The sequence below is a fragment of the Erythrobacter sp. genome (assembly GCF_011765465.1).
Classification (GTDB): domain Bacteria; phylum Pseudomonadota; class Alphaproteobacteria; order Sphingomonadales; family Sphingomonadaceae; genus Erythrobacter.
In genome coordinates this window covers 719066-735492 of the sequence record NZ_CP050265.1, presented here as the reverse complement: position 1 = coordinate 735492, position 16427 = coordinate 719066, and the positions used below count along the sequence as shown (strand labels likewise).

General features: G+C 67.3%; 19 protein-coding genes and 1 tRNA gene. 9 read left to right on the top strand and 11 right to left on the bottom strand.

Annotation, left to right across the window (positions count from 1 at the left end):
- Window positions 1-28 precede the first annotated feature (28 nt).
- The 3 genes from ffh to G9473_RS03555 form a co-directional block, all read right to left on the bottom strand.
- Entirely contained in the window at window positions 29-1516 is a 1488-nt protein-coding gene (ffh, locus tag G9473_RS03565) for a signal recognition particle protein (RefSeq protein WP_291136071.1), read from the bottom strand.
- A gap of 125 nt (window positions 1517-1641) precedes the next feature.
- Window positions 1642-1717: transfer RNA gene (locus tag G9473_RS03560), tRNA-Ala, on the bottom strand.
- 224 nt (window positions 1718-1941) lie between these two features.
- Window positions 1942-2277 (bottom strand): TIGR02300 family protein, encoded by a 336-nt coding sequence (locus G9473_RS03555; protein ID WP_291136069.1) that lies wholly within the window; start codon window positions 2275-2277, stop codon window positions 1942-1944.
- Window positions 2278-2468: 191 nt separating this feature from the next.
- On the opposite strand from G9473_RS03555, the gene aroA reads away from it, so the two are divergent.
- The 9 genes from aroA to G9473_RS03510 all read left to right on the top strand — a co-directional run bounded on the left by aroA (window position 2469) and on the right by G9473_RS03510 (window position 9737).
- Window positions 2469-3833: a 3-phosphoshikimate 1-carboxyvinyltransferase gene (gene aroA, locus G9473_RS03550; RefSeq protein ID WP_291136068.1), complete on the top strand. Its 1365-nt coding sequence runs from the start codon at window positions 2469-2471 to the stop codon at window positions 3831-3833.
- Window positions 3830-4273, top strand: coding sequence for a DUF411 domain-containing protein (locus G9473_RS03545; RefSeq protein ID WP_291136066.1), 444 nt, complete (start codon window positions 3830-3832; stop codon window positions 4271-4273). Before aroA ends, G9473_RS03545 begins: the two co-directional genes overlap by 4 nt.
- A gap of 6 nt (window positions 4274-4279) precedes the next feature.
- On the top strand, window positions 4280-4564 hold the full coding sequence (locus G9473_RS03540) for a permease (RefSeq protein WP_291136064.1): 285 nt from the start codon (window positions 4280-4282) through the stop codon (window positions 4562-4564).
- Window positions 4561-4803 (top strand): hypothetical protein, encoded by a 243-nt coding sequence (locus G9473_RS03535; protein ID WP_291136062.1) that lies wholly within the window; start codon window positions 4561-4563, stop codon window positions 4801-4803. The genes G9473_RS03540 and G9473_RS03535 overlap by 4 nt, the downstream gene beginning before the upstream one ends.
- A complete protein-coding gene (locus G9473_RS03530; protein ID WP_291136060.1) occupies window positions 4800-5438 on the top strand; it encodes a d(CMP) kinase in 639 nt (212 codons plus the stop codon). The genes G9473_RS03535 and G9473_RS03530 overlap by 4 nt, the downstream gene beginning before the upstream one ends.
- A gap of 236 nt (window positions 5439-5674) precedes the next feature.
- Window positions 5675-7378 carry a 30S ribosomal protein S1 gene (gene rpsA / locus G9473_RS03525; RefSeq protein ID WP_291136058.1) on the top strand — a complete coding sequence of 568 codons (1704 nt, stop codon included), beginning with the start codon at window positions 5675-5677 and terminating at the stop codon, window positions 7376-7378.
- 115 nt (window positions 7379-7493) lie between these two features.
- Window positions 7494-8249 carry a hydroxyacylglutathione hydrolase gene (gene gloB / locus G9473_RS03520; RefSeq protein ID WP_291138201.1) on the top strand — a complete coding sequence of 252 codons (756 nt, stop codon included), beginning with the start codon at window positions 7494-7496 and terminating at the stop codon, window positions 8247-8249.
- Window positions 8250-8258: 9 nt separating this feature from the next.
- Window positions 8259-9239, top strand: a complete 981-nt coding sequence (locus G9473_RS03515; protein WP_291136057.1) for an NADPH:quinone oxidoreductase family protein — start codon at window positions 8259-8261, stop codon at window positions 9237-9239.
- Window positions 9240-9332: 93 nt separating this feature from the next.
- On the top strand, window positions 9333-9737 hold the full coding sequence (locus tag G9473_RS03510; protein WP_291136055.1) for a hypothetical protein: 405 nt from the start codon (window positions 9333-9335) through the stop codon (window positions 9735-9737).
- Window positions 9738-9757: 20 nt separating this feature from the next.
- Here the strand turns inward: G9473_RS03510 and G9473_RS03505 are convergent, their stop codons facing one another.
- The 8 genes from G9473_RS03505 to G9473_RS03470 all read right to left on the bottom strand — a co-directional run bounded on the left by G9473_RS03505 (window position 9758) and on the right by G9473_RS03470 (window position 16416).
- Window positions 9758-10285 (bottom strand): hypothetical protein, encoded by a 528-nt coding sequence (locus G9473_RS03505; protein ID WP_291136053.1) that lies wholly within the window; start codon window positions 10283-10285, stop codon window positions 9758-9760.
- Window positions 10278-10772, bottom strand: a complete 495-nt coding sequence (locus G9473_RS03500) for an ATPase (protein WP_291136051.1) — start codon at window positions 10770-10772, stop codon at window positions 10278-10280. Before G9473_RS03500 ends, G9473_RS03505 begins: the two co-directional genes overlap by 8 nt.
- A 74-nt stretch (window positions 10773-10846) precedes the next feature.
- Window positions 10847-11074 carry a F0F1 ATP synthase subunit C gene (locus G9473_RS03495; RefSeq protein WP_027442220.1) on the bottom strand — a complete coding sequence of 76 codons (228 nt, stop codon included), beginning with the start codon at window positions 11072-11074 and terminating at the stop codon, window positions 10847-10849.
- Between the two features lie 50 nt (window positions 11075-11124).
- Entirely contained in the window at window positions 11125-11883 is a 759-nt protein-coding gene (locus tag G9473_RS03490) for a F0F1 ATP synthase subunit A (RefSeq protein ID WP_291138198.1), read from the bottom strand.
- Between the two features lie 50 nt (window positions 11884-11933).
- Entirely contained in the window at window positions 11934-12302 is a 369-nt protein-coding gene (locus G9473_RS03485) for an AtpZ/AtpI family protein (protein WP_291136045.1), read from the bottom strand.
- A gap of 221 nt (window positions 12303-12523) precedes the next feature.
- Window positions 12524-12916, bottom strand: a complete 393-nt coding sequence (locus tag G9473_RS03480; protein ID WP_291136043.1) for a YdbL family protein — start codon at window positions 12914-12916, stop codon at window positions 12524-12526.
- Window positions 12917-12949: 33 nt separating this feature from the next.
- Window positions 12950-13165: a YnbE family lipoprotein gene (locus tag G9473_RS03475; RefSeq protein ID WP_291136041.1), complete on the bottom strand. Its 216-nt coding sequence runs from the start codon at window positions 13163-13165 to the stop codon at window positions 12950-12952.
- Window positions 13166-13212: 47 nt separating this feature from the next.
- Window positions 13213-16416 carry a YdbH domain-containing protein gene (locus G9473_RS03470; protein ID WP_291136039.1) on the bottom strand — a complete coding sequence of 1068 codons (3204 nt, stop codon included), beginning with the start codon at window positions 16414-16416 and terminating at the stop codon, window positions 13213-13215.
- Window positions 16417-16427 lie beyond the last annotated feature (11 nt).

The window sequence follows — 16427 nt, the reverse complement described above, 5'->3', positions numbered from 1 at the left end:
TGGAAGTGTCTGATATTTAGAATTGAAACTATTTCTTCTTGCTGCCGCCGGGGCCACCCGGCCCGCCGAGGCCAGGGAGCCCGCCGCCTGCGCCGCCGGGACCGCCCGGACCGCCAAGGCCGGGAAGCCCGCCCTGACCGCCGACCCCGCCGGGGCCGCCCATTCCGGGCATCCCCCCGCCTCCGAACATCGCGGCAAGGCCCTTCAAACCGCCCATCTTCTTGATCTGCTTCATCGCGCGGCCCATTTCCTGGTGCATCTTCAGCAGCTTGTTGACGGTCTGCACGTCCGTCCCACTGCCGGCCGCGACTCGCTTCTTGCGCTTGGCGTTCATCAGCGCGGGGTTGGCGCGTTCCTTGGGCGTCATCGAGGAGATGATCGCGTCCATGTGGACCAGCACCTTGTCGTCCATGTTCGACGCGGCCATCGCGGCCTTCGCCTTCTTCATGCCCGGCAGCATCCCGGCGAGCATCCCGAGCCCGCCCATGTTCTGCATCTGCCTGAGCTGCATCCTCAGGTCGTTGAGGTCGAACTTGCCCTTTTCGAAATTGCGCTGGAGCTGTTCGGCCTCTTCCTGCTTGATCGTCGCCGCCGCCTTCTCGACGAGGCTGACGACGTCGCCCATGCCGAGGATGCGGTCGGCGACCCCTGCCGGGCGGAACGTCTCGATCGCGTCGAGCTTCTCGCCGGTGCCTGCGAACTTGATCGGCTTGCCCGTGACAGCGCGCATAGAAAGCGCCGCACCGCCGCGCGCGTCGCCGTCCATCCGGGTGAGGACCACGCCGGTCAGCGGGACTTCTCCGCTGAAGCTCTGCGCGACATTGACCGCGTCCTGCCCGGTGAGGCTGTCGACGACCAGCAGCACTTCGTTCGGCGCGGAGACGCTCGCCACCGCCTTCATTTCGGCCATCAGGGCTTCGTCGACATGGAGCCGGCCCGCGGTGTCGAGCAGGAGCACGTCGACGTTCTGAAGCCGCGCGGATTCCATCGCCCGCCGGGCGATGTCGACCGGCTGCTGGCCCGCAATGATGGGGAGTGTCGCGACCGACACCTGTTCGCCGAGCACGGCGAGCTGTTCCTGCGCCGCCGGACGGTTGACGTCGAGCGAGGCCATCATTGCCTTTTTGCCGTGGCGTTCGCGGATCAGCTTGGCGAGCTTGGCGGTGGTGGTCGTCTTGCCCGAGCCCTGGAGGCCGACCATCATGATGACGACGGGGGGCTTGGCCTCGAGGTTGAGCCCCTCGGCCTCGGCTCCGCCGAGCATTTCGACGAGCTCGTCGTGGACGATCTTGACGACCTGCTGGCCGGGCGTGACCGATTTGAGGACGTCCTGGCCGACGGCTTTTTCGGTGACCGAATCGATGAAGCGGCGGGCGACGGGCAGCGCCACGTCGGCTTCGAGCAGGGCGACGCGCACTTCGCGCATGGCATCGCGCACGTCCTGTTCCTTGAGCGCGCCGCGGCCCTTCAGCCGATCGAAGACGCCGCCGAGGCGATCGGACAGGTTGTCGAACATTGGCGCTCCAACTCCTCACGGACCGGCGAAAGCCCGATAAACGCGAAAAACGCCGGCGGACGAAACCTCGTCGGCCAGCGTGCGGAATGACCGCCCGAAGGCGGAACCCCGTGAATGTGGTTGACTGGTGGAGCCTAGCGGGATCGAACCGCTGACCTCAACACTGCCAGTGTTGCGCTCTCCCAGCTGAGCTAAGGCCCCGAGCCAGTCAGAATGCGAGCCGTACCTTGCGGAGCCGCTCGCGGGATGCGCCCATTATAAGGGGCACTTCCCATTTGCAAGAGGTATTTGGGGAAGGTGCTGTCCCGATCAACCCTTGCCAGGTGACGCTGTCCAGCGGCGGAGCCGCCGCAAGGGCGACCGCCCGCCCGCAGGCCCGCAAGGGCCGAGGATGTCGCACCCCCGGAACGGGGGTGCGCCAAAAATCAGGAGTCTTCTTCCTCGTCGTCGCCCTTGCCCTTGGAGACGCCGAGATCGTCGTCGCCGCCGAGATCGACGTCGTTGTCGGGCGAATCGTCATCATCGTCGATGTCGATATCGTCGAGATCGTCATCGCCGGACAGGTCGGAATCGGACTCGCCGTCCTTTTCCTTCTTCTCGGTTTCCTCGAACGGGATAGGCTGCTTCGACTTGAGCACGGGTTCGGGCGTCCACTGTTCGCCGCATTCGATGCAGGTCACCGGATCGTCCTTGCCCAGGTCGTAGAAGCGTTCCCCGCATTTGGGGCAGGAACGCTTGGTGCCCCATTCTGGCTTCGCCATGTCGTGATAATCCTCGAATTGGCCTCGCCGATGTCCTTGCGAGTGCCGTTCTATCCGTCAAGTCAGTCGTGGAAAGTGGGCGCGCCCCGCCCCTGAATCAAGCACGGGACTGCACGTGGCGGCGCGCCTTGCCAGAAGGGGGAGGCGCTGTCAAAGCACCACCGCAAGCGAGAAGCCCCGAAAGAGCCGCAATGCCCGCCCACACCTTCCTTCCAGCAAGCGCGCCGCTGACCGGGCGCATCGCCGTGCCGGGCGACAAGTCGATCAGCCACCGCGCGCTGATGTTCGCAGGGCTCACCGTCGGGCGCAGCACGATCGCCGGCCTGCTCGAAGGCGAGGACGTGCTTGCGACCGCGGCGGCGATGCGGGCATTCGGGGCGCGCGTGGAACGGCTGGAGGACGGTGCGTGGGTCGTCGACGGAGCCGGGCTCGGCAGCCTGCTCGAGCCCGCACAGGCGCTCGACATGGGCAATTCGGGGACATCCACCCGGCTCCTGATGGGTCTCGTCGCGAGCCATGGCATCACCGCGACTTTCACGGGTGACGCCAGCCTGTCGCGTCGCCCGATGGAGCGGGTCATCACCCCGCTTGCGCGGATGGGCGCGGCGATCAATGCCTCGCCCGGCGGCACGCTCCCGCTGATGATGCGCGGCGCCCTGCCTGCCGTGCCGATCACCTACCGCCTGCCGGTCGCATCGGCGCAGGTGAAGAGCGCGGTGCTGCTCGCCGGGCTCAACACGCCGGGCATCACCCGCGTTATCGAGCCGGTCCCGACGCGCGACCACACCGAGCGGATGCTGGAAGGTTTCGGCGCGCGGCTCGAGATCGGCGAGGAAGGAGGCGAGAAGGTCATCGACATCCACGGCGAAGCGGACCTGACCCCGCTCGACGTGACCGTGCCGGGCGATCCGTCCTCGGCGGCCTTCTTCATGGTCGCAGCCAGCATCGTGCCGGGGAGCGATCTTGTCATCGAGAACGTCGGCATGAACCCCACCCGAGCCGGGCTGGTCGAGGCGCTGCGCCAGATGGGCGCGGAGATAACGGAGGAAAATCCGCGCGAGGTCGGCGGCGAGCCGGTCGCGGACCTGCGCGTGCGCCATGCTCATCTGAAGGGCGCGGAGATCGACCCCGCGCTTGGCCCTGCGATGATCGACGAATTCCCCGCCTTCTTCGTCGCCGCCGCCATGGCCGAGGGGACCACGACCACCAGCGGGCTGGAGGAACTGCGGGTCAAGGAATCCGATCGCCTCGCCGCGATGGCCGCCGCGCTCACGCTGGCCGGCGCGCGGGCGGAGGAGCACGAGGACGGGCTCGTCATCCACGGCAGCGGCGGCGAGCCCCTGCCGGGCACGCCCGAAGGCGCTGAGGTCGCGACCCACCTCGATCACCGCATCGCCATGAGCATGGCCGTCGCAGGGCTCGCGAGCCGCAGCGGCGTCGCGATCGACGACACCGGGCCGATCGCGACCAGCTTTCCCGGTTTCGCATCGCTGCTTGAAGAGGCCGCCGCGCAGCCCCAATCTTCGCCCGGAAGAAAATCGGAGATCCCTGGATGAAACGACCCCTTCTCGCCCCCGCCCTGCTTTTCCTCGCCGCCTGCACGAGCGCGGCGCAGGCCGCGACCTACGAGATGTTCCGCGATCCCAATTGCGGCTGCTGCGGCAAATGGGCCGAGCACGTGCGCGCCGAGAACGCGGTCGAGGTGGCCGAGACGATCACGCCCGACATGGCCGCGGTGAAGACCGCGAAGGGCGTGCCGCAGGACCTGTGGAGCTGTCACACGCTCACCGTCGGCGACTACGTGATCGAGGGCCACGTCCCCGCCGCCGAGATCGAGCGCCTGCTCGCCGAGCGGCCCGAGGGCGTCGTCGGCCTCGCCGTGCCCGGGATGCCGGTCGGCTCGCCGGGCATGGAAATGGGCAATCGCACCCAGCCCTATGAGGTGATCGCCTTCCGTGCGGACGGCAGCCGCTACGTCTTCGCCCGCTACGGTTGAAGGCGTGTGGCGACCCCGCTCGACATCTATTCGTTCATCGGCTTTGTCGGCACGGCCTGCATCATCGGCGCCTATGCCTACCTGACGCTGGCCCAGCGGGCGAACCCGTATATCCTCCACGGCACGAACCTGACCGGCGCGGCGCTGCTCACGGTCAGCCTCATCGTCCACACCAATTGGCCGAGCCTGGTGCTCGAAGGGTTCTGGGCGGCGATCGCGATTACCGGGCTGGTCAAGGCCGTTCGCAGCGCAAGCGGCGGCGACGACGCGGTCGAGGTGGAGGAGCGGTGAAGCGCACCCTGCTCCTGCTCGGCCGCACGCCGCTGGTCCGCCGCCTCGTCGCCGCGCTGTTGCTGTTCGGCACGGCCATTGCGGTAAGCGTCCTGCGAAGCGAGAACGGGCTCGAGCGGATCGACCTCGCACTCAACCTCGTCGCCGCACTGGGGGCGCTGGTCTTCCTCCATTACCGCTGGCGCGCCCGCGAAAGGCGTGCGCTCACTCCCCGCCGCATCAAGGACACGTTTCGATGATCATCGCCGTCGACGGCCCCACCGCTTCGGGCAAGGGCACCATCGCCAAGCGGCTCGCCGAGCATTTCGGCGTGCCGCATCTCGACACCGGCCTCCTTTACCGCGCGGTCGGGCGTCAGGTCGCGCTGAACGGTGGCGATGCCGATACCGAGGCGGACGCGCTGGCCGCCTGCGACTTTCCCGATGAACTGATGCACGACCCGGTCCTGCGCTCAGAGGAAACCGGCGGGCTGGCGAGCCGCGTTTCCGTGCACCCGGCGGTGCGCGCCGCCCTGTTCGAACGCCAGCGCGCCTTCGCCACGCAGCCGGGCGGCGCCGTGCTCGACGGGCGCGACATCGGCACCGTCATCGCGCCCGATGCCGAGGTCAAGCTGTTCATCACCGCCAGCGTGCAGGAACGCGCGCGGCGGCGCTGGCTCGAGATGACGCAGGCACATATCGGGCGCGAGGACGAGATACCGCTTGCGGAAATCGAGAAGGACATCGTGCGCCGCGACGCGCGCGACATCAACCGCGCCGATGCCCCGCTCAAGGCAGCCCCCGATGCCATGGTCATCGACACCACCAACTTCGGCAAGCAGGAAGCCTTCGAAGCGGTGCTGGACGCGGTGAAGGAACGGCTCGGCCTCGCCTGACCCATCCGGGCGGCGTGCGCCCGGCATTTTCCTTGCCTTTCCCGCCCGTTTCGCATAGGGGCGCGCCCGTTCTCGCAATCATCAGTGGTTGAGTGGACCTTCGCGTTTTCGCATCCGGCGGCGCGGAGATGTCGGCCTCTTGCCCCGTCAGCCGCCGCAATGGTGCGCGCGGAGACGGAGAAAGACCCCGGAAAAACCGGCGGCCGGTAACAAGACGAACTGGGAAACCACGACTTATGGCGACTTCGCCCAACCCCACGCGCGACGATTTCGAAGCGCTCCTCAACGAACAGCTCGGCGGTGCCGACGAAGGCGGCTTCGAAGGCCGCGTCGTCAAGGGAACCGTCACCGCGATCGAGGCCGGCATGGCCGTGATCGATGTCGGCCTCAAGTCCGAAGGCCGCGTCAACCTCAAGGAATTCATGCGCGGCGAAGAGGACCACAACCTCTCCGTCGGTGACGAGGTCGAAGTCTATGTCGACCGCGTCGAGAATGCCGACGGCGAAGCGATGCTGTCGCGCGACCGCGCCCGCCGCGAAGCCGCGTGGGACAAGCTCGAAAACGAATTCGGCGAAGGCAAGCGCGTCGAAGGCCGCATCTTCGGCCGGGTCAAGGGCGGCTTCACCGTCGACCTCGACGGCGCCGTGGCCTTCCTCCCCGGCTCGCAGGTCGACATCCGCCCGGTGCGCGACGTCACCCCGCTGATGGATATGCCGCAGCCCTTCCAGATCCTCAAGATGGACCGCCGCCGCGGCAACATCGTCGTCTCGCGCCGCGCGGTGCTGGAAGAAACCCGCGCCGAACAGCGCAGCGAGCTGATCGACAAGCTGGCCGAGGGCCAGGTGATCGACGGCGTGGTCAAGAACATCACCGATTACGGCGCCTTCGTCGACCTCGGCGGGATCGACGGCCTGCTCCACGTCACCGACATGAGCTACAAGCGCGTCAACCACCCGAGCGAGGTCATCAATATCGGTGACACCGTCACGGTCCAGATCGTCCGCATCAACACCGAAACCCAGCGCATCAGCCTCGGCATGAAGCAGCTCGAAAGCGATCCGTGGGACGGCGTTTCGGCCAAGTATCCGGTCGGCATGAAGATCACCGGAACGGTCACCAACATCACCGAATACGGCGCCTTCGTCGAACTCGAACCGGGTATCGAGGGCCTCGTCCACGTCTCCGAAATGAGCTGGACCAAGAAGAACGTCCACCCGGGCAAGATCGTCAGCACAAGCCAAGAAGTCGAGGTCATGATCCTCGAGGTCGACAGCGAAAAGCGCCGCATCAGCCTCGGCCTCAAGCAGGCCCAGCGCAATCCGTGGGAAGAGTTCGCCGAGAAGCACCCGATCGGCTCCGAAGTCGAGGGCGAAGTCAAGAACGCCACCGAATTCGGCCTGTTCGTCGGGCTCGACGGCGACGTCGACGGCATGGTCCATATGTCCGACATCGCCTGGGGCATCTCGGGCGAGGACGCGCTGGCGCTCCACCGCAAGGGCGAGATGGTCAAGGCGGTCGTGCTCGACGTCGATGTGGACAAGGAGCGCATCAGCCTCGGCATGAAGCAGCTCGAAAAGGGCGCGCCCTCCGCCGAAGGCGCCGATGCCAGCGCGCTGCGCAAGGGCCAGGTCGTCACCGTCACCGTCCTCGAAGTCCGCGATGGCGGTCTCGAAGTGCAGGTCGGCGAGGACGGCGCGACCGGCTTCATCAAGCGCAGCGATCTCGGCCGCGACCGCGACGAGCAGCGCCCCGACCGCTTCCAGGTCGGCAGCAAGGTCGACGCGATGGTCACCGGTTTCGACCGCTCGAAGAAGCCCAACTTCTCGATCAAGGCGCGCCAGATCGCCGAAGAGAAGGAAGCCGTGGCGCAGTTCGGCTCGTCCGACAGCGGCGCGTCGCTGGGAGACATCCTGGGCGAAGCGCTCAAGAAGAACGATTGATTTTGTGGGGCGCGCCCGTCCGGGCGCGCCTCCTCGACAGGATCCGAAAGGCCCGCCTTGCCCCATCGGCAGGCGGGCCTTTTCCATTGCGCGCCCGGCCTGTAAGGTGAGCGCCATGCTGCAAGTCCACCAGTTCCCCTGCCTTGCCGACAATTACGGCTTCCTGCTGCACAATTCCGTGACCGGCGAAACCGCCGCGATCGATACGCCCGATGCGAAGGAATACCTGCGCCAAGCCGAGGCGAAGGGCTGGACCATCACCCACATCTGGAACACCCACTGGCACCCCGACCATGCCGGCGGGAACGCGGAGATCGTCGAAGCGACGGGCGCGAAAGTGATCGCTCCCAAGGAGGTCGAGCGGCTTTCGTCTATCGACGAAGTCGTGGGCCACGGCGACAGCGTCGGCCTCGGTGAACACCGCGCCGAGGTGATCGACGTTTCGGGCCACACCAACGGCCATATCGCCTACTTCATCCCGGAAGAAGGGATCGCCTTCGTCGGCGATGCGGTCTTCGCGCTGGGCTGCGGGCGAATGTTCGAAGGCGAGCCGGAGCAGTTCTGGACCAGCCTCGACCGCATCCGCCGCCTGCCCACGCAGACGACGCTCTACTGCGCGCACGAATACACGGCCGCGAACGCGAAATTCGCGCTCCACGCCGATCCGGACAACGCGGCGCTTCACGAATATGCCGAGGAGATCGAGGCCAAGCGCGCCCGCGGCGAGCCGACCGTCCCGACGGTGCTGGCGCGCGAGCTCGAAACCAACCCCTTCCTGCGCGCCGACGACCCGGCACTGGCCGCGCGCTGGGGCGGGAGTGCGCCGCACGAAACCTTCGCGGCGCTGAGAGCGGCCAAGGACGCCTTCTAGGCTCCCGACATGAAGGCATTGCGGGTCAATCGCCTTTCGGACGACCTATCGGGCGTGGCGCTGGAGGATATCGCCGAACCCGAGCGCGCGCCGGGGGAGGTGCTTGTTCGGGTGCGGGCGGCCTCGCTCAACTACCCGGACCTGCTGATGACGCGCGGCGAATACCAGTTCAAGCCGGAGCCTCCCTTCACCAGCGGGCTCGAGCTCGCGGGCGAGGTAATCGCTGCCGACCCGGACAGCGGCTTCACGCCCGGCGACCGGGTGATGGGCGGCAACAAGACCGGAGCCTTCGCTGAGGTTGCGAGCATCCCCGCACGCGGCCTTTCGCCGATGCCGGATGGGCTCTCCTTCGCGCAAGCGGCCGCGATGGGCGCGGCCTATTCGACCGCCTATACCGGCCTCGTCGAGCTATGCGGGCTGCGCGATGGCCAGTGGGTGCTGGTCCACGGCGCGAGCGGCGGGGTCGGCCTTGCCGCCTGCGACCTGGCAAGGGCGCTCGGCGCGCGGGTGATCGCGGCGACGGGCGTGGAGGCGAAGCGCGAGGCCATCGCGGTGCAGGCGAAGCCTGACCACGTCATCCTCGCAGAGGGCCGTTTCAGAGAGGCGGTTTCGGACCTCACCGGAGGCGCGCTTGCCGAAATCGTATTCGATCCGGTCGGCGGCGACGTGTTCGACGAATCGACCCGCTGCGTCGCCTTCGGCGGCAAGCTGGTGGTGGTCGGGTTCACCAGCGGGCGGATCGCCGAAATCGCGACCAATATACCGCTCATCAAGGGGTTTTCGGTCGTGGGCCTGCGCGCAGGCGAATACGCACGGCGCTTCCCTCAGCGCGGCGCGGCGATCAATGCGGCGGTCCGCGACCTGGCCGAAGCGGGACGCATCTCACCCGCAATCGACCGGGTGCTGTCGCTGGAGAACTGGCGCGAGGGCTTCGAAGCGATGGCGCGGCGCGAACTGGTCGGTAAGGTGGTGTTCGAAATGGCGGGCTGAGCGCTCCGCAAACCCCTTCTTAAGGGCGCTTCGGCCGATCCGGCGGAACGGCCCGAGGAGCCTCCTATTGGTCAGACCAGAGGAGGAAAAATCATGCATTTAAAATATGTTAGCTTAGTCGCCGGTGCCTGCGTCGCCGTTTCGGGCTGCGCCTACAAGGTCGCGGAAACGGGCAATCTCGTGCCCGGCGACGAGGTCCGATCCTATGACAGCTGGCCCGACGACCTTGAGGGGCGCACGTTCAAGATCGAGATGGACCAGGGCGCGACCAACACGGGCAATTTCCAGCCCAACGGAACGATGAACATCCTCGTCAACGACAGCGGTCCCGTGGTCAAGGGAACATACGGCTTTGCGTCAGACGGTGACCTTTGCATCGACTTCGTCCCGCGCGGCGAGGAATGCTGGCCCTACCAGCCGATGCGCGAAGGCGAGACGATGACGGTCACCAGCAATCGCGGGCAAACGCTCGAAGTGACGATGCTGGAGGCGATGTAGCCTCAAAAAGCCGGTGCGGCTCAGAGCGAGGAAATCACCTCGTCCGCCAGCTTCGCATCCGCCTCGCTGTCGTGCTTGGCGGCGATAAGCTGGCCGGAGGCGGCAGTCGCGGCCTCGACAGCGCGGGCGCGCACGTCCTCGACCGCCTCGCGTTCGGCGGCGGCGATCTTGTCCTCGGCCATCCGTTCGCGGCGGGCGACCATGGCGGCGCCGTCCTCTTCGGCCTTGGCAAGGATCGCGTCGGCTTCGCGGCTCGCGTTCTCCATCATCGCCTCGGCATCCTTTTCGGCATTGGCGATCTTGGCGGCGTATTCGTCGCGCAGGGCCTCGGCCTCGGAGCGGAGCGATTTCGCCTCGTCGAGCTGCTGGCGGATCTCGGCAATCCGCGCGTCGAGCCCGCCGGTGACGATGCCGGGCACCTTCTTCCAGATGAAGACACCGATGAGCACGAGCATGGCAAGCCCGACCCACTGATAGGAATCGAGCCCCATCGCGGCCGGTTCGGCGTACTCGGAGCCGGAAGCGAGAATGGTCAGGGTGTCACGCATTGGTCAGCGCCTTCTTCACCGCCGAGCGAGCCGAGCGCTTGTCCACCTTCGCACCCGTCAGGCGGGCGACGATGTCCTGGCTCGCCTCGGTGGCGACGTCTTCGAGTTCTGCAAGCGCCGCGCTGCGGGCCGCCTCGATCTTCTCTTCGGCTTCGGCGAGGCGGGCATCGAGCCGTTCCTGCGCCTTGGCGAGCTTGGCCTCGTTCGCGGCCGAAGCCTTGGCCTTGGCCTCGGCAATGAGAGCCTGCGCCTTCGCGCGGTTCTCCGCCTCGCGGGCCTTCCATGCCTCCTCCTGCTCGTCGGCGGCATCGCGCGCGGCTTGCGCTGCGGCGAGGTCGTCGGCGATCTGGCGGTCGCGCAGCTGGACGGTGTCCATCACCTTGGGCACCATTCCGCGCCCGATAAGGAAGAAGGTGATGCCGAAGAACACCAGCGTCCAGAGGATCTGGCTGGAGTAGAATTCGGCGAGCTGGGCTATCTGGGGCATTTGCCGGTCCCGGTCAGCTTAAGGAAATTCGAGGAGGCGCTCGGCGCTGACGCGCCTCGCGCCCCCGAAAGGCGTCAGGCGACGAAGATCAGGATCATCGCGACGACGAAGGCCAGAAGGCCCAGAAGTTCCGCCGCGGCGAAGCCGATGAACAGGCGGCCCTGCTGGCCGTCGGCAGCACCCGGATTGCGCAGCGCGCTCTCGAGGAACGAGCCGAAGACGTTGCCCACGCCGATCGCGGCCATGCCGGCACCGATCGCTGCGAGGCCGGCGCCGACGAGCTTGGCTGCTTCTGCTTCCATTTGAAAAACTCCTTTGGATTCAAAACTGTTTGGAGGGAAAAGGATGAAACTTAGTGAAGGTTCTCGGCGTCGTTGATGTAAAGCGACGTGAGGAGCGCGAAGACGTAGGCCTGGATCCCTGCGACGAGGATCTCGAGCGCGCTGATGGCGATCATCAGCAGGAAGCTCGGCACGCCGATGAACCCGCCGAACAGCGGCCCCGCGTTGACGCTGTCGATGACGAAGCTCGACAGCACCTTGAGCAGAACGTGGCCCGCCATCATCGCGACGAACAGGCGCAGCGCGAGGCTGAAGGGGCGCACGAGGAAGGAGATGAGCTCGATCAGCGGGATCAGCCAGATCAGCCACAGCGGCGTGCCGTGCGGCACGAACAGCGAGAAGAAGTGCAGTCCGTGACGCCAGAAGCCCACGATGAGCACGATCGAGAAGCTCAGGATCGCGAGCACGCCGGTGACGGTGAAGTGACTGGTGAAGGTGAAGGGATGGATCCCGAACACGCCGATCGGCAGCAGGCCGAGCAGGTTGGCGAACAGGATGAACATGAACAGCGAAAAGATGTAGGGCACATACTTGCGCCCCGCCTTGCCGACATTCGCTTCGAGCATATCGTCGATGAAGCCGGTGAAGCTCTCGACCGCCATCTGCCAACGCCCGGGGACCAGCTCGCGCTTCATGCCGCCCGCTACGAAGGCCCACAGCAGGACGACCGTGATCGCCATCCAAAGCGCGGAATTGGTGAACGCGATGTTGAAGCCCGCCAGTTCCCAGCTTTCCGAGCCGAACAGGGGCTCGAGCATGAACTGCTTCATCGGATCGACTTTGCCTTCTTCGGCTGCCACGATGTCGGTCCCTGATCCCTTTATGAACCGCGCCCCGCGTCCGGCCCTTCCCCGTCGGGGTCGTCGGCCTTCGTGTCGGGGCGCTTGTTCGCCGATAGAATAATGTTCCTGAAGGCCACCACCGTCCCAAGGAACAGGCCGGCCAACAGACCCCAGGGCGTCGTCCCGGCGAGCGCGTCTATCGCCCAGCCGATCACGAAGCCGCCGATGATCCCGCCGAGGAGGTCCGCCAGCGCGCGGTTGCCGGCGCGGTAATTCGCGTCGGTTCCCTGCACCTTTGGCCGGTTGCGCTGTTCTTCACGCTCGCGTGCGGCTTTGAGCCGCGCTTCGAGCGCGTCGATCCGCGCATCCTCGGCATTGGATTCTCGGGCGGGTTTCTCGTCGCTCATGCCTGCTTTCCTAAGGGGTCCGCGAGACACGTGCCAGGAGGTGCCCGCCGAGGGCGCGGACCCCTTAGAAGGGGGTCAAACCCAAGTCAACCGTGCGCCCCCTCGCAGCGGGCGATTATCTTGCAGCGCACAAGACACCAGCCCCCCTCCGGGCGGCCAAAGCAATGCGTCCGCAGCGCGCGTGAGCGAGGAAATGTCAGCCCGGATGGGCTGCCGGAAAACTAGGGACACCGCGGATCGCGTTCAGGCGGCGCGCTGGTGCGGGTCTTCCACGTGCCGTCGGGCGCTTCGTACTTCTCGCCCGGAGCGGTGTTCGCGATCGCGAGGCAACCGGAGGTGAAGGCATATTCCTCCACCGTCGCCTTGTTCGCTTGCGCCTTTTTCGCATAGACCGCGCGGCGCTTGATGTTGATGTCGTCGACCAGCCGCTGGAGCTCGGGCGTCGCCTGGCCGACGATGGCAAGATAACCGTCCCTGCCCTCGCCCACCTTTCCGGCGGCGCGCGCGGCGGCATAGGCCGGGTCGCGCTGGGCCATCGCCGGGGCGGCCATTCCCACGGCAAGCGCCGCACCCGCAGCCGCCGCCAGCATCGCGTTTCGCACAAGAGCCTTCATCCGTATTCCTCCAAGCATCGGAATCCCCTGCACTCAGAAGATGTCCGCGTTCTCCTCGATCGTGTCGGCCGCGTCCTCGGCGAGCCGATAGATCACTTCCTGCCGGATGTTGATGTTGAGCTCGATCACGATCGGCTTGTCCGGCGCATTCACGTTGATGCACCCACCGAGCATGACCGCAGGCACGAAAGCCATGCCCAGCCGCCGCTTCCATCGTCCCGCCATCGCGCTAGCCCCCGTGCCGTTCATGGCGGAGGTCTTGGCAGCGCCGGCGGGTCCGGTCAATTTGCAGGGCATCATGGGCTGTCTTCGCTTTCTGGGGGTTGAACGGGAGATTCTTCGGGACGGATGGCCTCGGGGACGGCTTGCGGCGGTTCGCCGGGTGCGGGCGTGCGGGGGACGAAACGCCCCTCCTCGGTCCGCAACAGGCCGCGATCGACGGGATTGCGGATATAATCGGCATCCCAGAACGAGCGCACCATGGTGGCGAGTTCGTGGAAGTTTTCCGAGCGGACATTGACCTTGAACCGGATCGGCAGCCTGCCCAGCCTTCGGGTGACGAAATTGCGGCTCGCCCCTTCGCCCTGGCGCACCCCGTCGAAGGTGAAGCGGGTGATGATCTCGCCCGCGAGATTGCCTTCGAGCGCGACCGCCATCTGGTTGTAATCGAGCGAGCGCAGCGCGTTGAAGGCGAAATTGGCCATCGCGCCCATGTCCTCGTAGGTCAGCTCGCCGATATAGGAGACATTGCCCCCCGGCGGGCGCGAGATCAGAAGGCCGCCTTCGATCCGCCCGTTGCCCTCGCCGTCGAATACGATCGGCACGGTCCCGTCGAACGTGCCCGTCGCGGACAGGTTGGTCAGCTCCATCTGGGTGACGAAGCGTTCCGCCTCCAGCCCGACGATTTCGAAGACATAGGCTTTTTCCTCGGCGCTGCCGTAGTCGAGCACCACCGGGCGCATGATCAGCGTGCCGCCCATGAAAGGCCAGCGCGCGTCCTCGACCTGCACGATCTGCCCCCCGTCGAGCGCGAAGGCGACCCGCCCGTCGATCACCTCGACCCCGGGATTGATCGCAGCGATGGTGACGACCTGGCCGGGCGCGGTGGTGAGATTGAGAAGGTCGGTAAAGACGATTTCCCCCGCCAGCCCTGCGACCGGGCCGAAGGCGGCGGCAAGGTCGAGATCGTCGGTGCGGAACCGGCCCGAACTCGTCACCTCCTCGCCGTCCCATTCGACGATGCCTTCCCCGGTGACGACGCCTTCGACCTCGGCGACGACGCCCTTGGCGAGGATGGTGAGATCGTCGGGCGCGAGCGAATCGCCGAACGCGACGCCCGGCACGTCGATCAGCGCGCGGCCCTGCGCGGTTTCGAGGTCGTGGCGGATCGAAACCCGCGTCACCAGCGCGTCCGAAGCCGGTTCGCGCAGCGCCGCCTCGGCCAGGATCGCGCCGTCCTCCAGTGTCAGCACGGCATCGCGCGCGATGAGCGGTTCGAAACGCGCCTCGCCCTCGGTCCGGTCGGTGAGGAGGAAAGCCCCGCGTTCCAGCGCCAGCACGCCGTCCTCATAGCGCCAGCCGCCCGACAGCGCCGCCACGTCGAGCGGGACCGCATCGAGCGCCGCCGTGCCGCCGGCGAATTCGCCTGCGAGCGTGTCGCCGATTACGCCGGTCAGGGTCGCGGCGGCGAGGCGCACGGCGGCTTCGTCCTCGCCCAGCACGACATCGAGGCCGTTGAGTGCGAAGCTGGCGCCGAAAAGCCCTGCCCGCTCCGCCGCGATGCGCAGCCGGGTGTCCCCGAGCGAGCCTTCGAGCGCGAGGTCGTCGGCGGCGAGCGACAGGCGCAGCGTCTCGTCATAGGCGAGCATCGCCCCCGCCCCGTCCGGGCACAGCGTCACCCGCTCGCGGCCGAGCTCGAGATCGGCATAGGCCAGCCGCTCGAACGCGAGCGCGGTGCAGCGCCGCCCGACGGCGAGGCGGCCCGCGTCATAGGTTCCGGCAAGCGGCAGGCGCAGCCCCTCGATCCGTCCGCCGGGAAGCGGGCCGCTCGCTTCGACCAGTCCGACGAAGGCCAGCCCGCCGCGCGTCTGGCGCAACTCCATGCGCGGCACGGCGAGCCGCGCGCTTTCCTCGCCCGAGCCCGCCTCGTAGGGGGCCATGGCGAGCCGGAAGACGAGATCGCCGCTGCGCCCGGCCTGCTCCATGCGCCCGCTGATCCGCGGCAGGCCCGCCCCGCCCGTCATGACGTTGCCGCGCAGCGCACCGTCCGACCAGCTCACCCGCGAAGCGCCGAGGATGGTCTCGCCCGACCCGCTCGCCAGCCGCGCCTCGGGCACGAACAGCGACAGCGCGCCGTCCTCGATCCGCGCGGTGAGATCGGCGCGCAAGGCTCCGCCCGCGCTGGCGCTGCGAAACGCGCGCGCGAACTTCGCCGCCAGCGGGCCGAGCGGGGTGGCATCGAGGCTTTTCTCGATCGCGGCGAGCCCCTCGCCCTCGAGCGCGCTCACGGCCAGTCCCTTGCCGACGAGCTGCGCATCCCATTCGTTTTGCGCAAAGCCTTCGATGCTCCGCAGCGCGCCATCCGCCGTCAGGTTTTCGAGCCGCGCGAAGCCAGCGTCGACCTCCTCCAATGCAAGGTCGTGGCGCAGGTTGAACACCCCATCACTCCACCCCGCGCGACCCTCGCCCGAAAGCGCCGCGGCTTCGATGCCGCCGCCCGCCAGCCCCTTGACGGCGAGGTCGAAGCCCGCATCCACCGCATCGAGCGAGGCGGGCAGCGCCGCGTCGAGCGCGATGTCGGCGTTTTCGAGACGCGCGCCGCCGCATTCGAACTCGCCCAGTCGCAGCGGCCCCGCGAAGGATGGCGCACCCGCCGCGGTCGTCACCTTGCCGTAAAGCGTCGCGCGCGCCGCCCGGCAATCCGCGCTCCCGATGCCCGGCGCGCTCGCTGCCAGAATGCCGGAAAAGCCGTCGTCGAGCGGCCCGGAGCCTTCGGCCTTCACCCCGATGCGCCCGTAATCGGTTTCGATCAGCGCGCGGGCATCGACGAGCGTGAGGTCGATCCCCGGCAGGCCCGGCTCCCCCTCGCCTTCGAGCAGCGGGTCGAGCGCGCCCATGCTGAAAACGCCCTCGCGGTAGCTCGCATGAAGGCGCGGGCGCACCAGCGTCACGTCGCCGATCCCCGGTAGGCCGAGCGTGTAGTCGATGCCGATGACGGCGCGCTCGATCACGAGGTCGGGCCGCGCCGTATCGCCCACCACGATATTGGCGAGCACCTGCTCGCTCGGGCCGATCTCCACGATCTCGTAGCTGGCGGGAAGGTCATAATCGGCGAGCACGTCCTCGATCACGAGGTCGGCGATTTCCTCACGCCCGAACCACCCGCCAGCCACCACGATCGCGAACGCCGCAAGCGCCAGCGCTCCCACACGCAGCGCCCAGCGCCGCTTGCCGGGCGATTCGCCGGTGTGGGGATCGGTCTCGGGAGCGGGCTCGGACATTGACCGACCAC